The following is an 8940-nucleotide window of genomic DNA, read 5'->3' as shown; positions in this document are numbered from 1 at the left end:
AATCACATGACCAAAAAATAAGTATTTGATTAATAAGCCGTTAATCGCATCCGCAATGCAGTTTTCGGCAGAAATTAGCCCCCTCTCTGCACTGCTGCGGCACAATGCGCGGCACAAAACAGGCACACCTCCTCCCACCCCTCCCCATACAGGCCACCCTCTGCGCCCAGACTATCGGCCAGCAGCCTAGACCTATCTGCCCTGGCAATATCTTTAGATTGCCCTTTCTTTCCCCAAACACATGAAACCAGTTATTCGACTAGGCGACCCAACCGACCACGGCGGCAATGTCACCAGTGCCAGCAGCACGACAACCATGTTCGGCAAAGCGGTTGCGCTTGTGGGCGACTCCGTCAGCTGCCCGCAGCAAGGGCATACAAACTGCGTGATTGTCGAAGGCGATCCATCGTGGACTGTTGGCGGCAAAGGGGTGGCGCTGCAAGGCCATAAAGTCAGCTGTGGCGCGACTCTGATTTCCACGCTTGGCCAGGTTATGCGCAGCTACGAAGGCAGCGGCACAGCGACCACAGGAGCCGGAGCGGGCATTGCGGCGGCCGCAGCTCTCGCGAGCGCCGCAACCGCCGCGTCCTTTGATGAACAAATCCGCTTTTTCACATCCGACCGCAATGCCCTGGCAGACACGCCTTACAAGTTGACCCTGGCCGATGGCTCCACCATCGAGGGCCGAACAGACGCCGGCGGGAAAACCCAGCGGATCAGCACGGATGCCGCGCAAGAAATCACCTGCGCAGAGTTCTTTCCAGACACGTTCTATGGCTGCGCCTGCGCAGCGGAACACATGTGCGAGGCCGGCGGGCGCGCCCCCGCCCCAGCACTGAAAGTCGAGCTGAAAGGCGTCAAGACAAACGCTCAAGCCGTCGGCTCGTCTGTCGTGAACGAAACGTTGCCACCTCCCGATGTTCGCCCCATGACTGCCGGCGAAATCGCCATGGCAAAGACTGTATTCAAAGACTCGCTAGACTACGGCAAAGTCAAGATTCACAATGGTGGCCTGATGGGCCAGCCCAATCGCTCAAACAATGCCATGACCCCAAAGGGCGAAATTCATTTCCCGACCAGCGATTACTTACCCGACTACTCAACAGTTAGCGATACTATAAAAATCTGGTTTATTCATGAAATGGGACATGTTTGGCAATATCAAATGGGGTACTCCGTCGTATGGGCAGGCATTAAACTAGGCGCAAAGGGCGGCTATTCAGACGATGGCGTAAAGGGAGCACCGGCACCGGCTTATCGATATAACCTTGAAGGCGCGGACAAAGGAAAGACACTCCCTGATTTCAACATGGAGCAGCAGGCAGACTTGATAGCCCACTACTACGCAGCAACCCAACTAGGAATGCCGCGATACATAGCGGACTTGCCCGCCCTTGAAAAAGCGCTTGCAGGATTCTTAGTCAATCCGAAAGATGAAAGTCTTCTACCCAACACGACACAGGTAGAGTCTGCACCATGAACATGATCAGAGTCCTTTTATCCTGCGCCCTTGCCACGATAGCATCATCCAGCTGGGCCACATCAAAGCTATACAATGCCGAGGCCGCAGTCATTCTAAAAAATGGCTCCCCCTGTTTTTATATACCGTATGAAATAAGCAGCAATCCCGCCGTATATTCAGATGGAAAAGGACTACAGCTAAGCCTTTTCAACACATCGCAGGCCACCCCCGGCTACGTCTGGAAAACATGGTTTAAACAACGGCCGGCCAAACTACCAAATACCCCAGAAAGTTGCATCCCCTACGGAACAATGTCTAAGGATTGGAAAGGCATGCAACCAAAGGCACTTGCAATGGCCACCTCCTATCAATTGGAAATAGGTGGCGAGCTAGGCACCTATGGCGCTTTTTTCTGTATCCAAAAAGACAAAGCCGGCGCATCTTACATAGCAAAAAGTGACCACAAGGGAACTTGCTCAACCGCCCCTCTCCCTATCCCATCCCGCTAACGCATGTGCGCAGGCATTGAGTTCAATGGGCAGGCTATCCACTGGGCGGACTCATGGCCACGCCTGCCAGTCCTCATGCGCGACGGCTCCGTCGAATGGTGTCCGTGGGGCAGCCCCGGCACCTCATGGACTCCAAACACGCCCGGCGGCGGCCTGCTGCGGCTTGAGGACATTCGCGCCCACAAGTGGGCCCGCTTTCGTCCTACACCCGTCAAAATCCCCGCCAGCGCCTTCCTGCTGTTGAATAGCGACGACAGTGAGACATGGCACGCCATCCCGCCAGGATTTGCGATCCAGGCCGCAGCCATCACCAGCAAAGAGCTAGTCGGCCACAGAGTCGAAGCGCTGCCCAAGGTCTACATCATCACCATCCCCGCAACAGACGACCTCTCCCCACTCCATGAACGCATGCCGCGCTTGATACGAATTAGTAACGCTTGACGTTAATAACGCATCGCGTTATTATTCGTTTCATGATTACGACGTTCAAGTGTTCGGACACTGAATCGCTCTTCTCAGGTAAGCGAGTAAAGCGATTCGTCAACATCGAAAGCGTGGCAATCAGGAAGTTGCAGCAGCTAAACGCAGCAACAACCGTTGAAACCTTGAAAGTGCCGCCAGGCAATAGACTGGAAGCACTCAAGGGCGACCGAATCGGACAACACAGCATACGCATCAACGACCAATGGCGCATATGCTTCAAGTTTGAGGATGGCAACGCTACCAACGTCGAGATTGTTGATTATCATTAGTAGTCATAGCCGGGGAGCAATCCCCGGCTCTCAGCCATTGGAGAATTGAAAATGCGTGAAGTACCACTAGCCCACCCTGGCGAGATTTTGGAACTGGACTGGCTAAAGCCCATGGATATAACCCAATATGCCCTTGCTAAAGCCATTGAGGTTCCGCCTCGCCGCATCAATGAAATCGTCAAAGGCCAACGCGCAATCACGCCCGATACCGCCCTTCGCCTTGGCGCATTTTTTGGCGTCGAGCCTGAATTCTGGATCAATCTACAAAGTCACTATGATATGGAACAAGCCAAGGATAAAATGTCCGAAGTTTTGGACCGCATCAAAGCACACAAACAAGCTGCATAATCATCTATTCTACAAAATAATCAAACACATGCCCAGCAACAGAAAGTAGAAAATGCTCAAAGAAATCAACTGGCAACTGGTAATTGCATTTTTAGCCCTAGCGCAACCATGGCTAATAAAATTATTTAGCGCCTTCTTCAAGAGAGCCAAGCTTGAAATATATGAAACAGGGAAAATTGAGCTTGGTTTCTCTCAATTTGGGCCAACTATAAACTTAGCAGGAACACTAAGACCAATTAACAGAGATATCTTTGTAAGCCAAATTCAGATTGAAATTATTAGAAAAAGGGATAGCGCACAACACATTTTCAAATGGTATGCATTCAAAAATGGGGTCATACCTACAATAGATCAAACACAGCAAATAGAAATTGCATCAGGGTTCCATATTTCACTAAACTCCCCCAAACAATACAATATATTTTTTGCCTCAGGAACTTTTCAAGAGGACACAAACTCATTAACTGCTTCATTCATAAAAAAATGGAATGAGATACAAGGCAATTACTTTGACAGCCTTACCGTTGAGAAAAAAACCATCCCCACCACCACTGCCACCAAAGAAGGGCTTTTCGACAATCTAACGAAAACTGAAGAGTCTCGCGCTCTATTCGGCCGACTCACAGAACTATTCTTCTGGATGCCCAGCGATTACGAAGTTAAAATAATTATCAACACATCAGAAACAAAGCAAATCAAAACAGCATGGAAATTCAACATCACAGATGAAGAAAGCCAAAACATTAAAGGCAATGCAATGGCCATTATGCGAGGCGCTTGCGGATTGGGGCATTTCCACACATTCATTTACAAGGAATACTCAAAATCTGTTTAAAAGTACATAAAAATCCCCGCATAAGCGGGGCTTTCTCTATCTACCTACACCGCACTCCCCATACTGAAACGCCAACGCGATATATCCCTTTCCCACCGCATCCCAACTATCCACCATTACCGGCTCCAGCAGCCGGCACGGCTTCGCCATGTTGGCGGGCAATGGCAGCATTTGCGGCCTCGATGGCTGCATTGAGTTCGCGCAGCCTGTCAGGCCCAGGACGACAATCAACGGGCAAAGGCTGAGTTTCGATAACACGGTTATACCTCTCTATTACTTTCGGTTTCGCATCGCGCAGCCGATCTAGCCACACTTCAATTTCGACGGACGCTTGATGCAAGCGGACGACCTCCGCGCGATAGGCGTCAAGATCACCCCGCGCCCGGCCTGCGTCCGCCGTGGCGGTTACAGCGGCCCCCCGCAGCCGCTCAACATCCCGACCATGCCCATAGGCTCGCCATACCGACCCGGCCCACAACGCAGCCAGTAGCAGGCCACCCAGGGCATAGACTCGACCCGACAACATCAAGGCCGCCCCGCGATAGCATCGGCCACAGCCTGCGCCAGCCGGCCCTTGCTGGCTTGATAGGCAGCCAGCTCCGCCGCATTGGTGATGAAAAACAACTCAACGATGACGCCGCCCGCATTGACGAATGCCAGCCGGCCGCGCGCGCTCGCGCTCTGGTCAATCCAGCCGCCCGCGCCGCGCAACGGACTGCCCAGGACGCCCGCCACAGCCGCGCTGATGCGCTGACTGAGGCCACGCAGCGCCGGCAGCGCGATAGACTCCACACCACGCGCCAGCGGGTTCACAGCGGCGTTACAGTGGAACTCGACGGCGATATCCCGACCAGGGATAAAGCGCAGCGCCTCGGCAAGCGGCTTGTTTTCCTGGCCCAAGCCATCCGTTACGACATCGTGCCCAGCGGCGCGCAGCCGCTCAGCAACCAGATTGCGGAACTCCAGCGCAATGTCAGCCTCGCGCGCACCATTCGCCACCGCGCCCGGATCATTGCCGCCATGGCCAGCAGATACCAAAAATTTCATATTCCCAACTCCCATAAAAAAAGCCCGCACAAGGCGGGCATATCGTGAATAACTTTGTTCAGCTGCCGATTTTGTCGGCGCGTTGTTTTAACCAGGCTTCCAGATACTGCGCGCCAAGGATGCCGATAGCCGCCCCAACGCCAACCAGGGCCGGCAATGGCATGTCGGGGAAGCGAGTCAACACCACGCCAGCCACTGCCGAAGTCGCGCCGCCCAAGATAGAGCGCCCCACCGCCAGCCGCATCGTGATTTGCTCTTGGCTTACCAACAGTTTGCTCAGTCCAATAGCCGCCCCCACCACAACCAAAGCCATTAGCCCTTTTTCATGCTCTTGCATTTTCTTTCTCACAAATAAAAAAGGGGCATTTGCCCCTTTGCTTTCCGACATCCAATCAATACCCCAATGTCACACTAATAACCGGACTAACCCCCATAAGCTCCGTAGTATTAATCTTGTAAATAAACAGCTGGAATGGCACATTCTTTACAGGAACCCGGCTAGTAAAAACGGCATCGCGCTCATCGTCCCGATAAAAGACTTGCACATCAGGATTTTCCGGCCCCACCTGCTTCCACTTGTAAACGGGCCAAAAATCATCGCCATACAATATCTTAGAAGTTACAAGCGGTGACTGCCAAGGCCAAGTCCCCCCCGTATCTCTTGAGGTATTTACGACCGTTTGGCTAACCTGAACCTCAATAGGCCGCCTCTTCCCATAAAATGCCGATGCCGAATAACCACCCGCCGAAACTTTAGCCAGCTGCCTAAATGCCAAATCGTTGGCGCTGCCGTTTTGCGCCTCCCCCCGCCCTAATTCTTTGTTCAAATCACGCGCCGATAACGCCCCGCTCGCCGGCAACGTCATGCGGCCTCCAGCTGAGCAATGCGGGCCTCCAGCCGTTCGATATGGCTCTGCTGCTCCTTCATCGCCTCCACAAACAGGCCGGCCAGATTGCCGTAAGCGACCGTCAACGTCTTGGCTTCGTCGGCCGCCTCGGTCACCGCTTCCGGCTGTACCGCTTGCACCTCTTGCGCGATCAGGCCCACTTGGCGCGCGCCAGTATCCTTACGCGTGAAGGTGTAGCCGTTAAGACGTTTGACCTTGGCCAGCGCGTCCGCAATCGGCTGGATATCCTTCTTCAGCCGCCTATCCGAAAACCACGTCACGTTACCGGCGGCCGTCATGTCGCCGGTCTTGGTATCGACAAACCATCGCCACTCATCGGCCGACCAGCCACCCAGGCCGAACACGCCGTCATGGCGAAGCGCCAGCTTTACCGCCCACACACCCGGCACATGAAAAGCCATGGCGGCAGTCTGCTTGTCGCCATTCCCATTAATATTAGCGCGCACCTCTAGCGCGGCGGCTTGATCACCCTTTGCCATCGCGCAGGCCAGATTGCCCGTCAGCAACTTATTACGCGCCTCAATATTGCCTGCCGCCCGGTAGTCGTTGCCCTGCCACAGATGCGGCATATCATTGACGCCCGGGCCGCCAAGGTGAAGCACCACTTGCGCCACGGCATCATCATTGCCGCCCTTGCACACCGCCAGCGCCGCCAGTTGCCGCTGCTGGCCTTCCTGCACCGCCCGCCAAACCGTATATGCCGATCCGCTCGACGGGCAGGCGACTTGCAGACCACCCCAGCGCGCATCTGTCGCCCAATCCTTCCAGGCGCTGCCGGGCGGCTCAGAAATAATCGGTGCACGAAACCGCTTATTGCCCGTTACCACTTGATCCCCGGCCAGCGCCAGCAGGTCAGCCGCATGCAAGTGGTCTACCGTATCGGCATTCAAACCCGATCCAGGGCCGTGATTGCCGCTATGCCAAACCTTGACCCAATCGCCCCACCGCTCGTTATAGCGACTGCGGATATACAGCTGCGTGTTGTCCGGGTGATAGGTTTGATACTGCTGAAACGTCATGCTGCCCTGCTCTAGCACCGACAACGCGCCGGCCACCGCCCACGGGTAATTGCTGCCTGTTGACGCGTTCGCGTTGGCTCCCTGCCAGAACCAGCCGTTTTGCCGACACGTGTTCAGATCAACGTCTTTGCCCAGGGCCTGCCGATGCATCAACAGCGCGCCATCGTTGCCGGTATGCCAATGACGGTTCCAGCCGCTCCATACGCCGTTTTCAAGCCGGGCCTCGTACACCTCGCCGCCCCATGCGCGGTATGTCAGCACGCCCCATTTGTCGCTCAGATAGTTGACCGTGAACATGCCATTGCTACCGCTGCCCGGTACGCCCTTGACGCCCTTTCCGCCATCGGCCTGCGCGTGATAAAAGCCGTTCGCGCGCTTGTCGGTCAGCTCGCCGCTTCCGATGTTGCGCGCATTGCCGCCCATGCCGTAGCTGGCCAGGTCCTGCGCCTCAAGCTTCTTGGCCAGCTGGCTAGCGACGGTATCGGAGAATTTGGCGTCGTTGTTCAGCGCCGCGCCTAGCTCTTTCAAGGTGTTCAGCGCTTCCGGCGCGCTGTCCACGATCTTCGCCACGGCAGCGTCAACATAGGGCTTGTCCGCGAACTTGTTTTCCAGAAAGCCGTATGCCTGCGACCACACCCGCCCCGCGCTATCGACCTCCAGCGTTTTCTTGCTGTTGATAAAAAACGCCAGGTTCTTCGTCCCGGTCATGGGTTTGTCGCCTTCATAGTCGGCAAACAGACCCGTGTCGGCGTCATCATCAAACCCATACCCGACCGCCGACGAATCCCCCTTATCCGGGTAGCCCTTGCCGGCGCGGACGGTATCCGCCCGCGACTGGCCGACCACATCCAGCCGGCTCGGCATGCCGGCGCGGCCAATCCGCACCCGGCCGCCTTCCTGATGCAACAGGGTATCGGACCCGCTCGCGCCAATCCGATGCTGTATCGTCGCGCTGCCGTCGCCAACGTGGATATCCACCAGCGCCGGCCCCTTCGTCGTCACATTGCGGAACACCCGCAGCGACGCGCCGGACACGCCATCCAGCGGCTGCGGGTCCAGATCGATCATCGCGCCGCCGGTCGCGGCCTGCGCGAACAGCCGGCCGTTGCCGTCGCTATGCACCACATCCAGCGACACAAAGCCCTTGTCCGGCGACTTGGCCGAATTGACGCGAACCGGGTCGCCTTTGCGCGCCGCCCAGCCGGTAATTTTGCGCGCCTCCTCGACGGCCTGCGCGACATCGCTGATGGACGCCGCGCTGGCCGCCGCGGCCGTGGCGCTGTCGCCACCTGCCTTGGCGCTAGCCGCTGCTGCGGCGGCGCTGGCGGCGGCGTTCTTCTCGCTGGTGGCGCTCGCGCCCTGGCTGGCCTTGGCGGCGTCCTGACTGCCCTTCGCTGCCGTCTGGCTGGCCTTGGCCGCCTTCTCGCTGGCCGCCGCGTTCTTCTCGCTTTCCGCTGCCGCGTTGCGCGAGGCGATCAGATCGGCGGAATTGTCCACCACCACCTTGCGCGCCGCCTCCATCGCGCCCAGGCCCTCCCTGGCCCCGCGACTGATGGCCAGCCAGGACATCACCTGTCGCCCTTCGCCCAGCTCGTCGTAAAGCACGGCCTGATCGTTGTCGGTCAACAGCACATCGCGGAAGCCGGCCAGCGTCACCATCCAGCGCCGCTGCATCTTTGCCAGCTCGGCCGCCACTTCGCCCAGCGGCGAGCCGGTGAAGTTGCGAACGATGGCGTAAGCCTGGCCAGCCGCATTGCCGCCCGCGTAAGGCGTGCGCAGCTGCAAGGCGTCGCCGCTCACCGTGGCGATTTCATATAGCCTGCCGTCCGGGCCAATCAGGATATCGCCTGCGTTTGCCTGGCCATTCCATTTCGTGTCTTGGCCGCTTACAGTCAATGCCCCTTGCTGCACACTGATCTTGCCGACCCGATACCACGCAACATCCGTTGCCATTTCATTCACCCATAAAAAAAGCCCGCCGAAGCGGGCATCAACTTGAATTCAATTACACGTACAAACTGGCATCGGTAATCATGACGGTTTGCGAAATGCAGTCCATC

Annotated in this window: 10 protein-coding genes; 6 read left to right on the top strand and 4 right to left on the bottom strand. The window is 56.6% G+C overall.

The features are described 5' to 3' along the window. The first annotated feature begins 241 nt into the window (after positions 1 to 241). The 6 genes from VL52_RS23640 to VL52_RS24845 all read left to right on the top strand — a co-directional run bounded on the left by VL52_RS23640 (position 242) and on the right by VL52_RS24845 (position 3906). Entirely contained in the window at positions 242 to 1480 is a 1239-nt protein-coding gene (locus VL52_RS23640) for a PAAR domain-containing protein (protein ID WP_082113895.1), read from the top strand. Continuing rightward, positions 1477 to 1971 (top strand): hypothetical protein, encoded by a 495-nt coding sequence (locus VL52_RS24850; protein ID WP_144410374.1) that lies wholly within the window; start codon positions 1477 to 1479, stop codon positions 1969 to 1971. Before VL52_RS23640 ends, VL52_RS24850 begins: the two co-directional genes overlap by 4 nt. 75 nt (positions 1972 to 2046) lie before the next feature. After that, positions 2047 to 2412, top strand: coding sequence for an SOS response-associated peptidase (locus VL52_RS22275; RefSeq protein ID WP_144410373.1), 366 nt, complete (start codon positions 2047 to 2049; stop codon positions 2410 to 2412). A gap of 32 nt (positions 2413 to 2444) precedes the next feature. Beyond that, positions 2445 to 2723, top strand: a complete 279-nt coding sequence (locus VL52_RS22270; protein ID WP_200896085.1) for a type II toxin-antitoxin system RelE/ParE family toxin — start codon at positions 2445 to 2447, stop codon at positions 2721 to 2723. Between the two features lie 51 nt (positions 2724 to 2774). After that, on the top strand, positions 2775 to 3071 hold the full coding sequence (locus VL52_RS22265) for a HigA family addiction module antitoxin (protein ID WP_046159094.1): 297 nt from the start codon (positions 2775 to 2777) through the stop codon (positions 3069 to 3071). A gap of 52 nt (positions 3072 to 3123) precedes the next feature. Next, positions 3124 to 3906: a hypothetical protein gene (locus VL52_RS24845; RefSeq protein ID WP_144410372.1), complete on the top strand. Its 783-nt coding sequence runs from the start codon at positions 3124 to 3126 to the stop codon at positions 3904 to 3906. Between the two features lie 525 nt (positions 3907 to 4431). Here VL52_RS24845 and VL52_RS24250 read toward each other — a convergent pair. From VL52_RS24250 to VL52_RS23625, 4 genes are read right to left on the bottom strand one after another with little or no spacing between them, the layout of a single operon-like run. Next, complete coding sequence (locus VL52_RS24250; protein ID WP_144410371.1) at positions 4432 to 4953, bottom strand: N-acetylmuramoyl-L-alanine amidase; 522 nt, start codon at positions 4951 to 4953, stop codon at positions 4432 to 4434. A gap of 58 nt (positions 4954 to 5011) precedes the next feature. Further along, positions 5012 to 5341: a phage holin family protein gene (locus VL52_RS22255; protein WP_200896083.1), complete on the bottom strand. Its 330-nt coding sequence runs from the start codon at positions 5339 to 5341 to the stop codon at positions 5012 to 5014. A 4-nt stretch (positions 5342 to 5345) separates the two neighbouring features. Next, positions 5346 to 5819: a hypothetical protein gene (locus VL52_RS24840; protein WP_144410370.1), complete on the bottom strand. Its 474-nt coding sequence runs from the start codon at positions 5817 to 5819 to the stop codon at positions 5346 to 5348. Continuing rightward, on the bottom strand, positions 5816 to 8833 hold the full coding sequence (locus tag VL52_RS23625; RefSeq protein ID WP_082113894.1) for a pyocin knob domain-containing S74 family peptidase: 3018 nt from the start codon (positions 8831 to 8833) through the stop codon (positions 5816 to 5818). The genes VL52_RS24840 and VL52_RS23625 overlap by 4 nt, the downstream gene beginning before the upstream one ends. Positions 8834 to 8940: the final 107 nt, after the last annotated feature.

It is taken from the genome of Chromobacterium vaccinii (genome assembly GCF_000971335.1).
Lineage (GTDB): Bacteria > Pseudomonadota > Gammaproteobacteria > Burkholderiales > Chromobacteriaceae > Chromobacterium > Chromobacterium vaccinii.
Note: the sequence above shows the minus strand (reverse complement) of the source record. Positions and strands in the feature narration are given on the sequence as shown.

Bases quoted from the DNA above. Each gene is read 5' to 3' on its own strand.
- VL52_RS23640 (WP_082113895.1), top strand. From the start codon at position 242: ATGAAACCAGTTATTCGACTAGGCGACCCAACCGACCACGGCGGCAAT.
- VL52_RS24850 (WP_144410374.1), top strand. From the start codon at position 1,477: ATGAACATGATCAGAGTCCTTTTATCCTGCGCCCTTGCCACGATAGCA.
- VL52_RS22275 (WP_144410373.1), top strand. From the start codon at position 2,047: ATGCGCGACGGCTCCGTCGAATGGTGTCCGTGGGGCAGCCCCGGCACC.
- VL52_RS22270 (WP_200896085.1), top strand. From the start codon at position 2,445: ATGATTACGACGTTCAAGTGTTCGGACACTGAATCGCTCTTCTCAGGT.
- VL52_RS22265 (WP_046159094.1), top strand. From the start codon at position 2,775: ATGCGTGAAGTACCACTAGCCCACCCTGGCGAGATTTTGGAACTGGAC.
- VL52_RS24845 (WP_144410372.1), top strand. From the start codon at position 3,124: ATGCTCAAAGAAATCAACTGGCAACTGGTAATTGCATTTTTAGCCCTA.
- VL52_RS24250 (WP_144410371.1), bottom strand. From the start codon at position 4,953: ATGAAATTTTTGGTATCTGCTGGCCATGGCGGCAATGATCCGGGCGCG.
- VL52_RS22255 (WP_200896083.1), bottom strand. From the start codon at position 5,341: ATGTCGGAAAGCAAAGGGGCAAATGCCCCTTTTTTATTTGTGAGAAAG.
- VL52_RS24840 (WP_144410370.1), bottom strand. From the start codon at position 5,819: ATGACGTTGCCGGCGAGCGGGGCGTTATCGGCGCGTGATTTGAACAAA.
- VL52_RS23625 (WP_082113894.1), bottom strand. From the start codon at position 8,833: ATGGCAACGGATGTTGCGTGGTATCGGGTCGGCAAGATCAGTGTGCAG.